Source organism: Microbacterium schleiferi (assembly GCF_038150145.1).
GTDB classification, from domain to species: Bacteria; Actinomycetota; Actinomycetes; order Actinomycetales; family Microbacteriaceae; genus Microbacterium; species Microbacterium schleiferi_B.
On record NZ_JBBWSA010000005.1, the window covers coordinates 76,105 to 93,155 of the forward strand.

Sequence of the window (17,051 nt, forward strand, 5' to 3'; positions counted from 1 at the left end):
TATGGGCGACCCCAAACCGCGAGCCTCCTCGGAGAAGACGCGGCCGAGTCTCTTCTGGCCGCTGGCAGCGATTGTGGTGCCGCTGCTGGGCATCGTGGCGCGGGTAGACATCGAGGATGGGCACAAGCTACCCCGCGCGGGTGCCTTCGTCCTCGCGCCCAACCACATGAGTGAGTTCGACCCGATCATCGTCGCGCGAGCGGTGTGGGGGATGGGGCGGGCGCCGCGCTTCATGGCCAAGGAGAGCCTGTTCCGCGTGCCTGTCCTCGGCGGGATCCTTCGGGCAACAGGCATGATCCCCGTTGCGCGGGCGTCGTCTGCCGGCTCTGCCAAGCAGACCATGGCCCAGGCAGAGCATCTGGTGGAGGAAGGTCGCGGGGTGATCGTTTATCCCGAGGGCAGCCTCACCCGAGACCCCGACCTGTGGCCCATGCGCGGCAAGACCGGCGCGGTGCGGTTGGCCCTGGAGGGCGGCATCCCGCTGATCCCCGTCGCCCACTGGGGCGTGCAGCGCATCCTGCCGCGCTACGGCAAGCTCAGTCTGTGGCCGCTTCGCAAGCGCGTGCGCGTTCTCGTGGGAGACCCGCTGGATCTCTCGGCTTTCGTGGGACGCACCCGCGAGGCATCCGCCCTTGTCGCGGCGACCGACCTCCTGATGGCCGAGATTGCCCGTCTCGAGGGTGTGCTGCGCGAACAGACTCCGCCCGCCGAGCGCTGGGATCCGGCATCCCACGGGCAGAAGGAGACCGGGCGCCTTGAGTCGTAAAGCGGATGCCGCACGTCCTCGGGTGACGGTGGTCGGTGCTGGAAGCTGGGGAACCACGTTCGGCAAGATCCTCGCCGACGGTGGCGCCCAGGTCACGATGTGGGCTCGGCGCCCTGAACTTGCCGCCGAGATCACGGAGGCCAAGCGCAACAGCCACTACCTCCCGGGCATCAATCTCCCTCGGTTCATGACAGCGACCTCTCGCCTGGAGGAGGCCCTCGCGGGAGCAGAGCAGATCTATCTGTCAGTGCCGAGCCAAGCGCTTCGTCAGAATCTCAAGACGATCCGTCCCCTCATCGCCGACGCCGGCGTTCCCGTCGTGTCGCTCATGAAGGGTGTCGAGCGCAAGAGCGGCCTGCGGATGAGTCAGGTGATCGAGCAGGAGTTGCGCTGCGATCCCGATCTCATCGCGGTCGCGTCGGGCCCGAACCTCGCCCTCGAGATCGCGAAGGAACAACCGACCGCGGCGGTGATCGCCTCCCGGAGTCAGGAGACCGCGGATGCTGTCGCCCGTCGCGCGCGGAACGCGTACTTCCGGACCTTCGTGAACACCGATGTCATCGGTACCGAGTTCGGCGGGGTGCTCAAGAATCTCATCGCCGTGGCGATCGGGATCGTCGACGGGGTGGGGTACGGCGAGAACACGAAAGCATCCATCATCACGCGCGGGCTCGTCGAGATGACGGATTTCGCGGTCGCCCAGGGCGCGCACCCCGAGACGTTGCAGGGGCTGGCGGGGCTGGGCGATCTGATCGCCACCTGCCAGTCGCCGCTCAGCCGGAACAACACGGCCGGCCGTCTTCTCGGTCAGGGCTACAGCTTCCAGGACGTGGTGAAGCAGATGGAGCAGACCGCTGAGGGTCTCGCATCCGTCGCCCCGATCCTGTCGCTTGCGGCGGAGGCCGGTGTCGACATGCCGATCGTGGAGCAGGTGAAGATGGTTCTGGACGGCACGATGAACCCCAAGGACATCGCGCCGCACCTGACAACCGATGACGACGAACCCCAGGGTGAGAGGACGCAGAATGGCACAGGCGACGGTGGCGGTGCTGTTTGGCGGTCGCTCCAGCGAGCACTCGATCAGCTCCGTCACGGCGGGCGGGGTGCTGCGGGCCCTCGATCGTGACCGGTTCCGGGTGATTCCGGTCGGCATCACCCGCGACGGCGTCTTCGTCCTCGAGGAGGACAACCCCGACAAGTTCGCCCTGGATGCTGCCCACCTTCCCGACGTCGTCGACAACGGCACCCGGGTGCTGTGGCCCGAGGGCGGTGCCGATCGTGTGCTGCGCGTTCGCCGCGCAGACGGCACTGTTGACACGCTCGGCTCGCTCGACGTGGTCCTGCCGATCCTGCACGGAGTCCACGGCGAAGACGGCACAGTCCAGGGCTTTCTCGACACACTCGGCATCCCGTACGCGGGGGGCGGCGTGTTGGATTCGGCGCTGTGCATGGACAAGCACTTCATGAAGATCGTGCTGCAGGCATCCGGTGTGACTGTCGCGCCGTGGGTGACGATCACGCGCGATTCCTGGGCGGCGGACCCCGCTGCTGCGCGGCAGGCTGCCCGCACGCTCGGCGTGCCGAACTTCGTGAAGCCGTCACGGGCCGGGTCTAGCGTCGGTGTCTCGAAGGTTCACGACTGGGATGAGTTCGACGCCGCAGTCGAGCTCGCGCTCGCCGAGGATGACAAGGCGCTCGTGGAGACCGCCATCGTCGGGCGCGAGATTGAGGTAGCCGTGCTCGAGACGCCGGGAGCCGCGCCCGCGCGTGCGTCGCTGCCGGGCGAGATCGTGCTGACAACACGCGAGTTCTACGACTTCGAAGGCAAGTACCTCGGTGGCGACGGCGCCGAGGTCGTGTGTCCTGCCGTGCTTACGGATGATGAGATCGCTGCCTTGCAGGCGGCGGCGATCCGCGCCTTCGATGCCGTCGGTGGACGGGGACTCGCGCGCGTCGACTTCTTCCTTACTCCGGCGGGGATCTATGTCAACGAGCTGAACACGATGCCCGGTTTCACACCGATCTCGATGTTCCCGAAGTGTTGGATCGCCTCGGGAATGACCTACGCCGAGTTGATCAGCGACCTTCTGGATACCGCCCTCGCTCGCAGCTGACGGCCACGCATCGAGGCCTCCGCGCGGTCAGCCCTCTGCGGATGAGGAACTGGTGACCTGGTCAGTGCATTGCAGGCCGTTGACGGGAAGTGTGTCGACGATGATGTTCCCGAGCACGTCGAGAACTTCCGCGCTCGAAACGGTCTCGCTGTCAAGGTAGACCTCGACGGCAGGATCGGTGCCGAAAGACGTGATCCGGTAATACGGTGCGTCGGCGTCGTCAACGATCCAGTCGACACCGCTGAGCGTTGAGCAGGGGAGTGTTGTGGGACCGGGAACGGCGACACCGCACGCGACGATGATGTTGCTGCCTCCGCCGTCTACTCCCCACGCGCCCGTCGCCTGGGCATCCGTCCAGCGGCGATCGAAACCATCGAGGGTCTGGGGGAACCGCACCGTCACGTCAGCGCAGTGCGGGTTGTTCGCATCGGGCGCCGGCTGCAGCGAAACCGTTGTGCTGCAGGCCGCGAGGGTAACCAGGCTCGTCGCACAGACGACCAGCACGGCGATGGCGCGGCGGGCACGAGGCATTCGTCCAATCTACCGCCGCGGTAGCGTGGGACGATGCAGGATGCGTCGGTCGGTGAGCTCTCCGAGGGCGAGATTCTGTCAGTGATCCTGAACGAACTCGGGCCTTCTGCGGCAGAGGTGGGGCCGGGGGATGACGCAGCAGTGCTGACCGCGGATGACGGACGCGTCGTCGCGACGGTCGACACGCTCGTGCACGGTCCGGACTTCCGCCTTGCCTGGTCGAGCGGGTTCGATCTCGGGTGGAAGGCCGCGGCGGTCAATCTCGCCGATATCGCAGCGATGGGCGCTCGCCCGACCTCGCTTCTGGTCGCCCTCGCGATGCCAGACGCCACCCGAGTCTCTTTCGTGGTCGACTTTGCCCGCGGGCTTCGCGCCGGGTGTGAAGCTCTTGCACCGGGTTGCGTCGTGGAGGGCGGCGATCTCACCGTGTCTGACGTGCTCACCATCGCCGTGACGGCGCTCGGCACCCTTGAGGGTCGCCCCGCGGTGCGTCGATCGGGAGCACGGGTCGGAGACATCGTCGCCGCCACGGGAGAGCTGGGGGATGCCGCTCGCGGCTTGCGCCTGCTTTTCGACCGCTTCCGGGATGCCGCCGGCAACCCGATCGCGGTTGACCGGTCCGGTCTTACGGGCGAGGAAGCTCGGGAGCTCGACGCGCAGCTTCGGCCTTCACCGCACATCGCCGACGGGGTGCGGGCAGCAATGGCGGGTGCGACGGCCATGATGGATCTCTCGGACGGCCTCGTCCTTGACGCCGGGCGCATGGCGGCGGCATCCGGTGTCACCCTCGACCTGCACCGCGAGGCGCTCGGTCCACACCCCGACGACGCGCTCTCCGGCGGCGAGGACCACGGACTCCTTGCGACATTCCCGACGACGGATGCCGTGCCCGATGGCTTCCGGATCATCGGGATGGTCCGGGAGCGCGGGGAGGCTCCGGTCGTGGTCGACGGTGCCCGCTATGAGGGCAACGGCGGGTGGGATCCCTATCGCGACTGGGATGCGTCGCGCGGTTGATCGTCCGCGTCAGCGACGCTGGGTGCGCACCGGAGCCACCAGATCGCGGTGTCACCGTACCGGCGGTGACGCGCGAGCGTGAGTCCGGCCGGAAGAGCGGGTTCGGGCGATCGTGCGGCACGCTCGGTCACGACGATCGCATCCGGCGTGAGCGACGGGATGAGCAGTCCCAGAACCTGGGCGAGGTCCTCCTCGCCCAGGTCGTACGGCGGATCGATGAAGACCAGCGCGTACGGTTCGCGCGCGGCAGCGAGGTAGGCATCCGCTGAGGTTCGGTGCACGCGGTATGCGCCGCCGGCAGCGTGCCGTACCCGCTCGGCGTTGCGTTCGATGACGCTCGCGGCCCGCGGAGATCTCTCGACGAGGTCGACGGATGTCGCGCCCCGACTGAGCGCCTCGAGTCCGAGCGCTCCCGACCCGGCATAGAGGTCGAGCACCCGGGCGTCGGCGATGGCGCCGGCGGCGTCGAGCGAGCCGAAGATCGACTCGCGGACCCGGTCGCTGGTCGGTCGCGTGCCGCTTCCCGGAACCTCGAGGGTCAGGGAGCCGGCGGCGCCGGCGATGATCCGTGTCACCCGTCCACTGTACAAACCGGCACGGCGCCGCCCCGGGCGCAGCCTCGGCATCCGCGCGTCGGATGCTCTGCCTAAACTCAGGAGCATGGTCGCCCTCACGCTGTCGTCGCGGCTGGATGGCGCGCTTGGCGGCAAGACGGCCAAGGCTCTCGAGCGTGCCTTCGCGATGCGAACGGTAGGTGACCTGCTTGAGCATTACCCTCGTCGCTACGCGCGACGGGGAGAACTCACCCCCATTGCGTCCCTGCCCATCGGTGAACCTGTCACGATCGTCGCTGAGGTTCGCCGGGCCTCCGAGCGGCGGATGCAGAACCGCCGGGGATCTCTGCTCGAGGTCGTGATCAGTGACGGCAACGGGGAACTCACCCTGACCTTCTTCAACCAGTCCTGGCGGATGAAAGAGCTGACACCCGGCAGGCGTGGGGTGTTTGCAGGCAAAGTGGGGGAGTACCGCAGGTCGCTGCAGCTCGCGCACCCCGACTATGAGCTGTTCGACGACGAGGACCGCGCGAGGGCGACGGCCGAAGCAACGGCGAATCTTCCCGTCCCGATCTACCCGGCTACGGCGTCCCTGGCGAGCTGGCAGATCGCGAAGTTCGTGGGGATGGTTCTCGACGGGCTCGACGATCTGCCGGAGCCTCTTCCCGAAGATCTGCGGCGGGCTCATGGTCTGCTGTCGTATCGCATGGCTTTCGATCGCATTCACCGGCCCGACTTCCCGGATCAGGTCGAGCCCGCTCGGCGGACCCTGCGCTGGCATGAAGCGCTCGTGCTTCAGACCGCGCTCTTGCAGCAGCGCCAGTTCGTCCGGGCCATGTCGGCGACGCCGAGAGAGCCAGGCGCTCTGCTTGAACGATTCGACGCAGCGCTACCGTTCACTCGCACGCCCGATCAGGTGTCGGTCGGCGATGAGATCTCCCGCGACCTGGTGGGCGAGTGGCCCATGAATCGGCTCCTTCAGGGCGAGGTCGGGTCGGGCAAGACGCTCGTTGCGTTGCGTGCAATGCTGCAAGTAGCCCAGAGCGGCGGACAGTCCGCTCTCATCGCTCCGACCGAAGTTCTCGCATCCCAGCACCTGCGCTCGATCGCGCGGATGCTCGGCCCCGACCTGGCGGTCGAGCTCATGCCGACGCTGCTGACCGGTCAGTTGACAGCGGCCGAGCGGCGTCGGGCGGCATTGCGCGTCGCATCCGGGCAGTCGCGCATTGTCGTGGGCACGCACGCGCTCCTGAGCGAGGCGACAACCTTCGCTGACCTCGGACTGGTCGTTGTTGACGAGCAGCATCGGTTCGGTGTCGACCAGCGTGAGGCGCTGCGAGCGAAGGGGACGACGCCGCACGCGCTCGTGCTCACCGCGACGCCGATTCCCCGAACCGTTGCGATGACGGTCTTCGGTGATCTCGACGTCTCCACGATCCGCTCGATGCCCGCGGGTCGTGCCGGTATCGAATCATTCGTTGCGCCGATAGCCGACCGCCCCGCGTGGTTCGCGCGCGTGTGGGAGCGCGTGGCCGAAGAGGTAGCCCAGGGTCGTCAGGCCTTCGTCGTGTGCCCGTCAATCGATGCCGCTGCAGCGGGCAAGCCAGCAGCAGACGAGGTAGCCGATGTTCCGGCGGGCGACGCTGCCGAAGCGACGGCAGAGGAATCGTCGCGCAAGACGCGCTGGGGCGTTGTCCAGGTCGCTGAACTGCTGTCGCGTCATCCGGCTTTCGAGAACCTCTCGGTCGAGATCCTCCACGGCAAGATGCCGGCGGAACAGAAGGATGCCGTCATGCAGGCCTTCGCCGCAGGGCGCATCGACGTTCTTGTCGCCACGACCGTCGTCGAGGTGGGTGTGGACGTTCCGAATGCCTCGACGATGGTGATCCTCGAGGCTGACCGCTTCGGCGTGTCTCAGCTACACCAGCTGCGCGGACGCGTCGGGCGCGGTTCCGTGCCGGGCCTATGTCTGCTCGTGACCGAGAGCGAGCAAGGAACGTCGGGGCGTGCGCGTGTGGAGGCGGTGGCTGCGACCCTCGACGGGTTCGCCCTCGCCGAAGTCGATCTCGAACTGCGCGGCGAGGGTGACGTGCTGGGTGCGGCGCAGTCCGGCGCAAGGTCGTCGCTGCGCCTCCTGCGCGTCGTGACAGATGCCGATCTCATCGCCCGCGCCCGCGCGGCTGCCGAAGACATCCTCGCGGCTGACCCGGCGTTGCTGTCTCACCGTCCTCTCTCTGACGAGATTGAGCGGCGGGTCGGTCAGCAGGAGCGGGCAGCTCTCGCCAAGAACTGATCCTGCCCCCGATAGGCTTGACTCATGAACAGTCGGATCGCCGTGGTTCCGGGTTCCTTCGATCCGCCGACGAGGGGTCACCTCGACGTCATCCGTCGCGCTGCGCGCCTGTATGACCAGTTGCACGTGGTCGTCGTCCACAACCCGGGCAAAGAAGCAATGTTGCCGATCGCCCAGCGTCTGTCTCTTCTGGAGCAGTCCATCGCCGAGGCTGACATCGAAGGCAGCGTTGTCGTTGCCTCCTGGAGCGTGGGCCTGCTCGTCGACTACGCACGCGACGTCAACGCCGGCGTACTGGTCAAGGGCATTCGTTCGCAGGCGGATGTCGTCTACGAAGTGCCCATGGCCGTCGTGAACCGTGATCTCGCAGACGTGGAGACGGTCTTTTTGCTGCCGGATCCGTCGCACGCGATGGTGTCGAGCTCATTGGTGCGGCAGGTAGCGGCCCTCGGCGGTGACGTCTCGGCGTACGTACCGCCCGCGGTCGCTCGATTCCTGCACACCGGCGGCCACGACCTCTGAGCCGTCATCGAGCCCGTTCCCTCTCACGCGGGTAGCATGGTCCCCCGTGAGTAGGCAGCACTCCGGACCGTTCGTGGTCCCCGTCCGTGACATCACGCACCGTCCCGGCGAGATGCGAGAGTTCTCCCTCGAGATCCCGGCGCCGCAGAAGTGGGGCGAAGGGTTGGTCTCGGTCGCGGAGGGCGAACCGATCGTTCTTGATGTCCGGGTGGAGAGCGTGCACGAGGGGATCCTCGCCACCGGCGAGGTCGACACCGAGTACACCGGCGTGTGCGGACGGTGCCTCAATGAGGTCGCCGAAGGCGTCCGCGTCGCGTTCCAGGAGCTTTTCGCGTATCCTGGGCAGGAAGAAACTGACTTCGAGGTTCAAGACGACCACGTGGATCTTGAAACTCTGGTCAGGGATGCGGTAGTCCTGTCGCTTCCATTTCAGCCGGTGTGTCAGCCGGATTGCCCCGGCCTTGATCCGGTCACGGGTGAGCGACTGACCGAGAGCACCGGTTCGCCCGCGAGCGAACCCATCGATTCCCGGTGGGCGGCGCTCCAGCGCTACACCACCCAGGACGACACCACAGACCACGGCGACCACGACGCACGCGCGTGAGTGGCTGCCGAGAAGAAAGAGAAGAGCTGAACAATGGCTGGTAACCCCCCGAAGCGCAAGGTCTCGCGTTCGAACACCCGCTCGCGCCGTGCGCAGTGGAAGGCCGATGCGCCCACCCTCGTCAAGACCGTCGAGAACGGCAAGACCGTCTACAGCCGTCCGCACCAGGCGAAGGTCGTCACCGACTCGCAGGGCACCGAGCTGTTCCTCGAATACAAGGGCCGCAAGGTCGCCGACGTCTGAGCGTCGCAGAGACGTGACGACTCGCGAGTCCGCTGAACTCGCGCAGAAGCTCGGGGTCGACATCGACCCCGAGCTTCTCGCGCTGGCACTGACCCACCGGTCCTGGGCCTACGAGAACGGCGGAGTGCCCCACAACGAACGGCTCGAGTTCCTCGGCGACTCCGTGCTCGGCCAGGCCGTGACCGTGCGGCTGTTCCGCGCGCATCCCGAACTCGACGAGGGTTCGCTCGCCAAGCGGCGCGCAGCCGTGGTGTCGACTGTCGCGCTGGCAGAGGTTGCCCGCGGCATCGATCTCGGCGCGTACGTCAAGCTCGGGAGAGGCGAGGAGCAGACCGGAGGCCGGGAGAAGGACTCGATCTTGGCCGACACCATGGAAGCCGTCTTCGGGGCCACCTATCTGTCGGCGGGCCCGGATGCGGCATCCGACCTCGTTCTTCGCCTGATCGAGCCGCTGCTGTCCGATCCAGACCGCTACGGAGCCGCCGTCGATCCCAAGACGGCGCTGCAGGAGCTTGCTGCCCGTCGTAGCGTTGCCCCGCCGGCGTATGAGGTCTCATCGACGGGGCCCGATCATGACCGCCGCTTCACCGCGATCGTGGTCGTCGGTGATCACCGCGCTGAGGGCGTCGGGACCAGCAAGAAGCACGCCGAGATGGCTGCTGCCCTCCGGGCCTGGCGCGACCTCACCGCGCGCACGTGATCTCGCTCCCCGAACGCGATGCCTGAGCACGATGCCCGAGAACGATGCCTGAACTTCCTGAGGTCGAGGTCGTCCGCGCCGGTCTCGCGCCGGCGGTTACGGATGCCGTCATCGAGTCAGCCACCGTCATCGATGGTCGCGCGCTGACGCGGCATCCGCCGGGAGCATCGGACTTCGAGGCTCGGCTCCTCGGCCGCACCCTGGGGGGCCCGGCAAGACGGGGCAAGTTCCTGTGGATCCCGCTAGCACCCGGCGCTCCGGGCGCGGTGCCCGCCGAAGCTCTGGTCGCGCACCTCGGTATGAGCGGGCAGATGCTGCTGCGGCCTTCCGGGGCGCCTCCAGAGCGGCACGAGCGCGTGCGGCTCGACATCCGGCATCCGGAGCATGGCGATCTCGCGGTGGTGTTCGCTGATCAACGCACGTTCGGTTCGCTCGCGATCGATCCTCTTCAGGACACTGCCGACGCACGTGCGGGCGGATACGGCACTGACGACGCACTCGTCCCGGCTCAGGTCGCGCACATCGCGCGGGATCCTCTGGATCCGGGATTCGACCTTCGGGCCTTTCGCCGCACCCTGGAGCACAAGGCGTCGGCGATCAAGCGCGTGCTGCTTGACCAAACCGTGGTCTCGGGCATCGGAAACATCTACGCCGACGAGTCGTTGTGGGCAGCGCGAATCCACCCCGACACGCGGGCTTCGGACCTGAGTACTCGCGCCGTCTACCGCCTGATCGCCGAAGTGCGGGCCGTGCTGGAGAAAGCTGTCGCGGAGGGCGGCACGAGTTTCGACGCACAGTACGTCAACGTGAACGGGCAGGCCGGCTACTTCGCGCACTCCCTGAACGCGTACGGTCGCACCGGCCAGCCGTGCGCACGGTGCGGTGCCCCGATCGTGAAGGTATCGTTCACGAACCGCTCAAGCCATTTCTGCCCGCACTGCCAACGACCGCCCCGGCTCACAGCGTAAGCGTCTTCTTCCACGCGCCGATGTAGGCGACCGGGCGGAACCCGATCTCTTCGTTCACGGCCAGCATCGGCCGGTTCTCTTCGGCGTTGTAGGTGAGAATCCGCTGCGTGTGCGGCGCGAGATCACGCCACAGAAGAAGCGCAGCGGTCTTGATCAGCATGCCGAGTCGGTGACCGCGGTGCTCGCGCAGCACGAGCGTGTCCTCCTGGTGCGTCACGGGGTGACCGGGGCTCGACGCCAGCTCGGTGAAGGCCACGAGTCGGCCGGACCCGCGATCGCGTGCCGCGACGATGAGCACGTCGCGGCCCCCGTCGATCCAGTGAGTGTCGTGTTCGACAATCCTGGCAGCGTCCCAGCTCTCCTCCGCCATCTCCATTCCCGCGCTCGGTGCGTCCACACTCATCCGCGACTTCATCCAGGCGTAGTCGGTCACGAACTCCGGAGGAGTCGGTGGGTGCCACGAGACGATGTCGTATCCGGCTGCGGCCGCCGATGCCTGCTCATGGAGCTCGCCCACCAACTCGACGCTGGTGGCCGAAATGTCGAGGATGCTCTTACGTTCGACCTGCTCCAGTGCGTAGCCGTGGCGGAGCGCAAATCGGGCAGCGTGATCGAGGGGAATCCGCCCGAAGCCGGTCGGCGGTGTCACCTGCTGACCGTCTGCCGTTGGATGCTCGATCCACGACTGAATGATGCGGCGGCCGTTCGCTGCGGCGGCTGCCTCCAGGATGCCGAGCGCCGTGCTTCCGATGCCGCGGCTCCACGCGTGGCGGCGGAGTTCGATCTGCGCGTAGGCGACGGTGGCATCGCCATCGTTCGGAAGATCAAGCCCTGCGCGTCCCACGAGCTCGTCGCCGCTCCAGACGCCCCAGATGAGCCGCTGCTCGAACGGGGACGGCTGGTAATGGGGGAGGAGGACGGCGGGTTCGAGTTCCTCGTCGCGATTGCCGCTGATCTCGTCGTAGACGATGTTGCGGACCCTCACCATCTCGAGAAAGTCCGCGGCCTCGGGGGCGTTGAGACTGCTCGGGATGGTGAGGGGCCGGATATCGGCTGTTGCGGTGGTCACGTCGGATCCTTCGATCAGCGGGCGTTCAGGTGCCAAGCAGCCAGGCGCAGGGCGTGAGCCGCACGCTCTTCGCGTGCCCGCTCCTGTTCGTAGCGGAGGCGTGCGACCTCGCGCTGTTCCCGGGAAGCCGCACGACGAAGGTGCTGCGTGAGAACCCAGACGGCGATCCGCAGACTTGCGCGCTCGGCAACCGTCAGATGTCGACGGACCTGGGGGTGGGTGGTGAGAGCCTCGACGGGCTCGAGTGTGGTGTACATGAGAGACCTTTGGTCAGCTGCGGATGCCGGTGTTCTTCCGGCATGCAGCGGGGAGGCATCCGTGGTCTGACGTAACGGTCAGCGCAGATGCGGAGAAGTGAACGGACGGTGGGTCCGTGTGACCGGAACCGATGAGGTCCGGTGGCTCAACCAGCGCGCTTTAGGCGGCGGTGGGAGCGGCGAGCAATCCCGGGGAGGTCAGTCCCATGGGTACGCGCAACGGGGTGTGTCCAAACACTGCAGTGCGAATCATCATGGCTGTCCTCCTCTCGTGACGTGTCGCGATCTGAGACGCTAGCGGGTCGAACCCGTCTTCGTCAAGCAAGCTCCCAGAATTCGTGGTCATCCGGGCGTGTCGCCCGTCCTGGGCCTGGCTCCCTCGGGGAAGCGTCGCAGCAGGGTACCGTAGGTCGACGGTCGGACGTGGGGTCGATACGCCACAGGTCGGGAAGGAACGCGCATGCACCTGAAGAGCGTCACGCTCAAGGGGTTCAAGTCGTTCGCCCAGCCGACCACGTTCGCTTTCGAACCGGGGGTCACCGCAATTGTCGGCCCCAACGGTTCTGGCAAGTCCAACGTCGTCGATGCGCTGGCCTGGGTCATGGGGGAGCAGGGCGCCAAGACCCTGCGCGGCGGAAAGATGGAAGACGTCATCTTCGCCGGTACCTCGACGCGCGGGCCGCTGGGTCGCGCCGAGGTGCAGCTTACGATCGACAACAGCGACGGTGTCTTGCCGATCGAGTACTCCGAGGTCACGATCAGTCGAACGCTGTTCCGCAACGGAGCGAGCGAGTACGCGATCAACGGCGAAGGATGCCGCCTGCTCGACGTGCAAGAGCTCCTGAGTGATTCGGGCCTGGGCCGTGAAATGCACGTCATCGTGGGGCAAGGCCGCCTCGACACGGTCCTGCAGGCTTCACCCGAGGATCGGCGCGGCTTCATCGAAGAAGCCGCCGGCATCCTCAAGCATCGGCGCCGGAAAGAGAAGACGCTTCGCAAGCTCGAGGCGATGGAAGCCAACCTCACACGCCTGAGCGATCTTGCCGGTGAGCTTCGCCGACAGCTCAAGCCTCTGGGGCGTCAGGCCGAGATTGCCCGGGAAGCTGCCACGATCGCCGCCGTTGTGCGTGACGCGAAGGCTCGCCTGATCGCCGATGAACTCGTCGGTCTGCGCGCGGAACTGGCTGACCACATGCGCGCCGAGCACGAGCGCCATGCCGAACGCCTCGTGCTGCAGGACCGCTCGGACCAGCTGCGGATCCGGATCGCGCAGCTCGAGTCGGAACAGCGGTCCGAGGCTGTCGACGGTGCGCGGCGAGTGCTCTTCTCGCTCGAGCGCGTGCAGGAGCGCCTGCGCGGACTGTATTCGCTCGCCGGGCAGCGGCTGACGCTGCTCGGAGAATCGGCCGACGACGACAGTGCGGCAGTTCGTACCGTCACCAGCGCGATGATCGATGACGCGCGGGCTGAGATCGACGAGGTGTCTGCAGGGCTCCTGGAAGCCGAGGATGCGGCATCCGATGCTGCCCGCGACGTCATCCGGGCTCGTGCTGAGCTGGATGCGCTGGACGTCGATATCGCCGAGCAGAGCGCGCTGGTTTCGCAGCATGAGATGAAGCTCACCGCGCTGCGGGGATCCGCGGACGCCGCCGAATCTGCCCTGGCGGCCATCGACGATGCTTTGGCCCGCCAGCAACGCGCGCTGGACGCCGCGACGGCCCGCCGTGAGTCTGCAGCAGCCGAGCTCGCCGGCGTTGATCCAGAGCTCGTTCCCGAGGGCAGCGCAGCGCAGTACGCGGCCGAGTACGACGAAGCGGGCCGCCGGGCGACGGATGCCGAGACCCGGGTTTCGGAGTTGCGTGACCGCCTTCACGGCGCCGAGCGCGAGATCGAAGCGCTCACCGCCCAGACCACCGCGCTGACGCGTGCACTGGGCGTCAAGAACGCCTCTGCCGACCTCATCGCTGAGGGAGCTCCCGGAGTTCGGAGTCTGGTCGGCGACGCCATCCAGATCACGCCCGGCTACGAGGCTGCCATTGCCGCTGTGCTCGGTCCCCGCGCCGAAGGTGTGCTGGTCGACAGCCTCAACGATGGCTTCGCACTTGCCGAGCGCGTGCGCGACGCCGATCGCGGGGTGGTCGACTTCGTCATCGGTGAGCTCTCGGCGCCCCAGGACGATCTGTCAGGTTTCGACCCGTTGCGCCCCGCCGCGGATGTCGTCACGGGTCCCGCCGGCGTGCTGGCGCTTCTGACGCGCGTTCTCATCGCGGATGACCTCGACGCGGTTCGCAGGAGCGCGCCGTCGGTCGTTGCCGACCCCCGCACGATCACCGTCGTCACCCGCGCCGGAGAGGTGTTCACTGGTTCGTCACTGCGCGCCGGTGCCGGAGCCTCACGATCGCGCCTCGAGCTTCTGGCCGAACGGGATGCCGCTGCCGAGCGTCGCGATGAACTCGTCGTGGTGGCCGACTCCCTACGCGAAGCGCTCGCCGATGCGCGGGCCGCGTCCGAAGAAGCCAAACGGTACACCAGTGCTGCGCTGACACGGTTGCGCGAGCACGATGCGGCAGTGGCCGCGCACGCAGAGCACGTCAACCGCGCCACAGTGCAGCTGGAGGCTGCCAGCGCGGAGTGCGAGCGACTGGAGGCAGGGCGCGCGCAGGCGCAGACCGCGCGGGACGACGCAGCCGCTGCCGCCGCATCGGCGCAGACACAATTGCAGCACGCGCTTGAGGCGCCACGCCCCATCCTGGACGCCTCTGCGCGCGACGGGCTACTCGAGGCGCTCGAGAGAGCACGAGAGCACGAGATGCGGGCGCGACTGGAGGTCGAAACGCTCCGCGAGCGTGTTCGTGCCGGGCAGGCACGTGTGCAGCAGCTCGAGCGCCAGCGTGAACGTGAGGCCGCGGCCGCTGCCGAAGCAGCTCGTCGTGCGGTCATCCGTCGACGCCAACGCCAGGTAGCCGCCGACGTCGCCGCAACCCTGCCTGCCGTGCTCGACTCGGTCGACCGGTCGGTCTCGGCGGCGCGTCTCGAACTCGCCGAGGCAGAGTCTGCGCGCTCAGCCGTGACGTCGGAGTTGTCGGCAGTCCGCGCCGACGAGGCGGCGGTGAGGGAGCGACTGGCGGGACTGACCGAGAGCGTTCATGGGCTCGAGCTGCAGATGCACGAGAAGCGCCTGCACGTCACGAGCATTCTCGACCGGGCACGATCAGAACTGAGTCTTGAGGAAGACATTCTGATTTCCGAATATGGTCCCGATCAGCCGATTCCCGCCGATGAGGGCGAGGAGCCGGTGGCTTTCGACCGCGCGAGTCAGCGCAAGCGGCTCCAGGATGCTGAGCGCAAACTCGCCCAATTGGGTCGGGTGAATCCGCTCGCGCTCGAGGAGTTCGCTGCGCTTGAGCAGCGGCATACGTTCCTCACCGAGCAGCTCGCCGACCTCACGAGCACGCGCAAAGACCTCGTGACGATCATCGACGACCTCGACGAGCGGATGCAGACGATCTTCCTCGCGGCATTCGAGGACACACGCATCGCTTTCGACGAGGTCTTCCCCGTCCTGTTCCCCGGGGGGTCTGGAAGCCTGAGCTTGACCGATCCCGACAACCCGTTGACCACGGGAATCGAGGTTTCGGTGCGACCGGTCGGGAAGAAGATCGAACGGCTCTCGCTGCTGTCCGGTGGCGAGCGATCGCTGGCTGCGGTGGCGCTGCTGACGGCGATCTTCAAGGCGAGGCCGAGCCCGTTCTACATCCTCGACGAGGTGGAGGCTGCCCTCGATGACGCGAACCTCGGTCGCCTCCTCGGTGTGTTCGAGCAGCTGCGCGGCAGCAGCCAGCTGATCGTCATCACCCACCAGAAGCGAACAATGGAGATCGCCGACGCGCTCTACGGTGTCTCGATGAGACAGGATGGCGTGTCCGCGGTCGTCGGGCAGCGGATCGCCGATCGCGCGGCCAGCTGACCCTAGGCTGGAGATATGGCCGAATCATCCTGGTCGCTCGGACGAGCGCTTCGCGGCATGTTCGTCAAGCCCACGATCGATGAGACGACGTGGGAGGACCTCGAGACGGCGCTTCTGACTGCCGACTTCGGTCCCGACATCACCGAGCGCATCGTGGATGAGCTTCGCGAGAAGGTCGACCGGTACCGCACCACCGATCCGCGTGACCTGCAGCGGATGCTCAAAGAAACGCTCGAAGAGCACTTCGCGAAGTTCGACACCACGCTCAAGCTCACCGAGCGCCCGGCCGTGGTGCTCGTGGTCGGGGTCAACGGCGTGGGAAAGACCACGACGATCGGCAAGTTCGCGAACTTCTTGCGCCGCTACCAGCGCAGCGTTGTGGTGGGCGCCGCCGACACCTTCCGCGCGGCAGCCGTCGACCAGCTCGCGACGTGGGCTGAGCGCGGAGGCGCGCACATCGTCCGCCCGCAGCACGAGGGGCAAGACCCGGCATCCGTGGCGTATCAGACGATCGAGTACGCGAAGAACACCGGCACCGAGATCGTCCTTGTCGACACAGCAGGGCGCCTGCACACCAAGGGTGGCCTGATGGATGAGCTCGGCAAGATCCGCCGGGTAATCGAGAAGCAGGCGCCGATCAGCGAGGTCCTCCTCGTCCTCGATGCGACAACGGGCCAGAACGGCGTCGTGCAGGCCGAGGCGTTCCTGGAGCACGCCGGCGTCACCGGTCTCGTTCTCACGAAGCTCGACGGCTCGGCAAAGGGCGGCTTCGTGCTCGCCGTGCAGGAGCGCACCGGGATTCCCGTCAAACTCCTCGGGCAGGGCGAAGGAATCGGCGATCTCACCGGGTTCACCCCGCACGTCTTCGCTGCTGCGCTCGTCGATTGACGCCGCGCCGGGCGCTAGGACTATCGGTCTGCGCCTGAGGCTGGTTTCATGGGGATATGGCGATCGAGCACGACTTCTTCGGCCTGCTGGAATCTGGCCCCGACGGTTCGATTTTCTGGTCTGAGAACGTGGAGTTCGCAGATCAGTCGGTCACCGTCGATCTGACTGCGCCCGACCAAGACGACGTCTCGCCGGCCGCGCTCGACGTTGCCGCAAGTCTCATCTCCTCTCTCGAGACGATCGATCGGATCGCTCGCGAGGCGATGGTGTCGCAGCTGAGCGAGCGCACGAGCGAGGTGACCGAGTACATCCTGCAGCAGCAGGAAATACTGGGCGAGGAGTTGGAGTCGTTCCTTGTCGACGTTTCGGGAGACACCCACATCGACGTCATCCGTGCCCTGCAACTGATGAGCATGACGATCCTCGCCGATGAGCACGGCGGATCCGATCCCTTTGCCGTGCTCGAGTACGCACTCGATCCGGACGCCACGGACGACGTGCTGCTGGTGAACATGGCCTCCGACGGCACGGTGCTCTCGGTCACCAGCGCGGACTGAC

The 17,051-nt window shown here is 67.0% G+C and carries 17 protein-coding genes; 13 read left to right on the top strand and 4 right to left on the bottom strand.

Translation table 11 applies throughout. The features are described from left to right. The first annotated feature begins 1 nt into the window (after position 1). From AADH62_RS06805 to AADH62_RS06815, 3 genes are read left to right on the top strand one after another with little or no spacing between them, the layout of a single operon-like run. Positions 2–766 (top strand): lysophospholipid acyltransferase family protein, encoded by a 765-nt coding sequence (locus AADH62_RS06805; protein WP_341578805.1) that lies wholly within the window; start codon positions 2–4, stop codon positions 764–766. Continuing rightward, positions 756–1,892: an NAD(P)H-dependent glycerol-3-phosphate dehydrogenase gene (locus AADH62_RS06810; protein WP_341578806.1), complete on the top strand. Its 1,137-nt coding sequence runs from the start codon at positions 756–758 to the stop codon at positions 1,890–1,892. The genes AADH62_RS06805 and AADH62_RS06810 overlap by 11 nt, the downstream gene beginning before the upstream one ends. Further along, on the top strand, positions 1,792–2,880 hold the full coding sequence (locus AADH62_RS06815; RefSeq protein WP_341578807.1) for a D-alanine--D-alanine ligase family protein: 1,089 nt from the start codon (positions 1,792–1,794) through the stop codon (positions 2,878–2,880). Before AADH62_RS06810 ends, AADH62_RS06815 begins: the two co-directional genes overlap by 101 nt. A 27-nt stretch (positions 2,881–2,907) precedes the next feature. Here AADH62_RS06815 and AADH62_RS06820 read toward each other — a convergent pair whose 3' ends face one another. Further along, positions 2,908–3,411: a DUF3515 family protein gene (locus tag AADH62_RS06820; protein ID WP_341578808.1), complete on the bottom strand. Its 504-nt coding sequence runs from the start codon at positions 3,409–3,411 to the stop codon at positions 2,908–2,910. Between the two features lie 33 nt (positions 3,412–3,444). Here AADH62_RS06820 and thiL point away from each other — a divergent pair, with 33 nt between their 5' ends. Next, complete coding sequence (gene thiL / locus AADH62_RS06825; RefSeq protein WP_341578809.1) at positions 3,445–4,428, top strand: thiamine-phosphate kinase; 984 nt, start codon at positions 3,445–3,447, stop codon at positions 4,426–4,428. On the opposite strand, the gene rsmD is transcribed toward thiL, so the two are convergent. Next, on the bottom strand, positions 4,398–5,003 hold the full coding sequence (gene rsmD, locus AADH62_RS06830) for a 16S rRNA (guanine(966)-N(2))-methyltransferase RsmD (RefSeq protein ID WP_341578810.1): 606 nt from the start codon (positions 5,001–5,003) through the stop codon (positions 4,398–4,400). The two genes, thiL and rsmD, sit on opposite strands and share 31 nt — an antisense overlap. 85 nt (positions 5,004–5,088) lie before the next feature. Between rsmD and AADH62_RS06835 the strand changes: the two genes are divergently transcribed. From AADH62_RS06835 to mutM, 6 genes are all read left to right on the top strand, one after another. Continuing rightward, on the top strand, positions 5,089–7,275 hold the full coding sequence (locus AADH62_RS06835) for an ATP-dependent DNA helicase RecG (protein ID WP_341578811.1): 2,187 nt from the start codon (positions 5,089–5,091) through the stop codon (positions 7,273–7,275). 24 nt (positions 7,276–7,299) lie between these two features. Continuing rightward, positions 7,300–7,797: a pantetheine-phosphate adenylyltransferase gene (coaD, locus tag AADH62_RS06840; protein ID WP_228178124.1), complete on the top strand. Its 498-nt coding sequence runs from the start codon at positions 7,300–7,302 to the stop codon at positions 7,795–7,797. Between the two features lie 112 nt (positions 7,798–7,909). Continuing rightward, positions 7,910–8,401, top strand: a complete 492-nt coding sequence (locus tag AADH62_RS06845; protein ID WP_292712454.1) for a YceD family protein — start codon at positions 7,910–7,912, stop codon at positions 8,399–8,401. Between the two features lie 33 nt (positions 8,402–8,434). Further along, positions 8,435–8,644 carry a 50S ribosomal protein L32 gene (gene rpmF, locus AADH62_RS06850; RefSeq protein ID WP_195691641.1) on the top strand — a complete coding sequence of 70 codons (210 nt, stop codon included), beginning with the start codon at positions 8,435–8,437 and terminating at the stop codon, positions 8,642–8,644. Between the two features lie 13 nt (positions 8,645–8,657). Continuing rightward, positions 8,658–9,344: a ribonuclease III gene (gene rnc, locus AADH62_RS06855; RefSeq protein WP_331791520.1), complete on the top strand. Its 687-nt coding sequence runs from the start codon at positions 8,658–8,660 to the stop codon at positions 9,342–9,344. A gap of 44 nt (positions 9,345–9,388) precedes the next feature. Further along, the gene (gene mutM, locus AADH62_RS06860; RefSeq protein WP_331791521.1) at positions 9,389–10,312 is read left to right on the top strand and encodes a bifunctional DNA-formamidopyrimidine glycosylase/DNA-(apurinic or apyrimidinic site) lyase; all 924 of its coding nucleotides are present in this window, start codon (positions 9,389–9,391) and stop codon (positions 10,310–10,312) included. Here mutM and AADH62_RS06865 read toward each other — a convergent pair. Both AADH62_RS06865 and AADH62_RS06870 read right to left on the bottom strand, forming a co-directional pair. Next, a complete protein-coding gene (locus AADH62_RS06865) occupies positions 10,302–11,381 on the bottom strand; it encodes a GNAT family N-acetyltransferase (protein ID WP_331791522.1) in 1,080 nt (359 codons plus the stop codon). The two genes, mutM and AADH62_RS06865, sit on opposite strands and share 11 nt — an antisense overlap. 14 nt (positions 11,382–11,395) lie before the next feature. Next, a complete protein-coding gene (locus tag AADH62_RS06870; RefSeq protein WP_292712411.1) occupies positions 11,396–11,638 on the bottom strand; it encodes a hypothetical protein in 243 nt (80 codons plus the stop codon). 460 nt (positions 11,639–12,098) lie between these two features. Here AADH62_RS06870 and smc point away from each other — a divergent pair, with 460 nt between their 5' ends. The 3 genes from smc to AADH62_RS06885 are packed head-to-tail and all read left to right on the top strand — an operon-like array spanning position 12,099 to position 17,050. Continuing rightward, positions 12,099–15,605, top strand: a complete 3,507-nt coding sequence (gene smc, locus AADH62_RS06875; protein WP_341578812.1) for a chromosome segregation protein SMC — start codon at positions 12,099–12,101, stop codon at positions 15,603–15,605. 15 nt (positions 15,606–15,620) lie between these two features. After that, the gene (ftsY, locus tag AADH62_RS06880; RefSeq protein ID WP_292712407.1) at positions 15,621–16,493 is read left to right on the top strand and encodes a signal recognition particle-docking protein FtsY; all 873 of its coding nucleotides are present in this window, start codon (positions 15,621–15,623) and stop codon (positions 16,491–16,493) included. A 56-nt stretch (positions 16,494–16,549) separates the two neighbouring features. Beyond that, complete coding sequence (locus tag AADH62_RS06885; protein ID WP_341578813.1) at positions 16,550–17,050, top strand: DUF2004 domain-containing protein; 501 nt, start codon at positions 16,550–16,552, stop codon at positions 17,048–17,050. The last annotated feature ends 1 nt before the right edge of the window (position 17,051 follow it).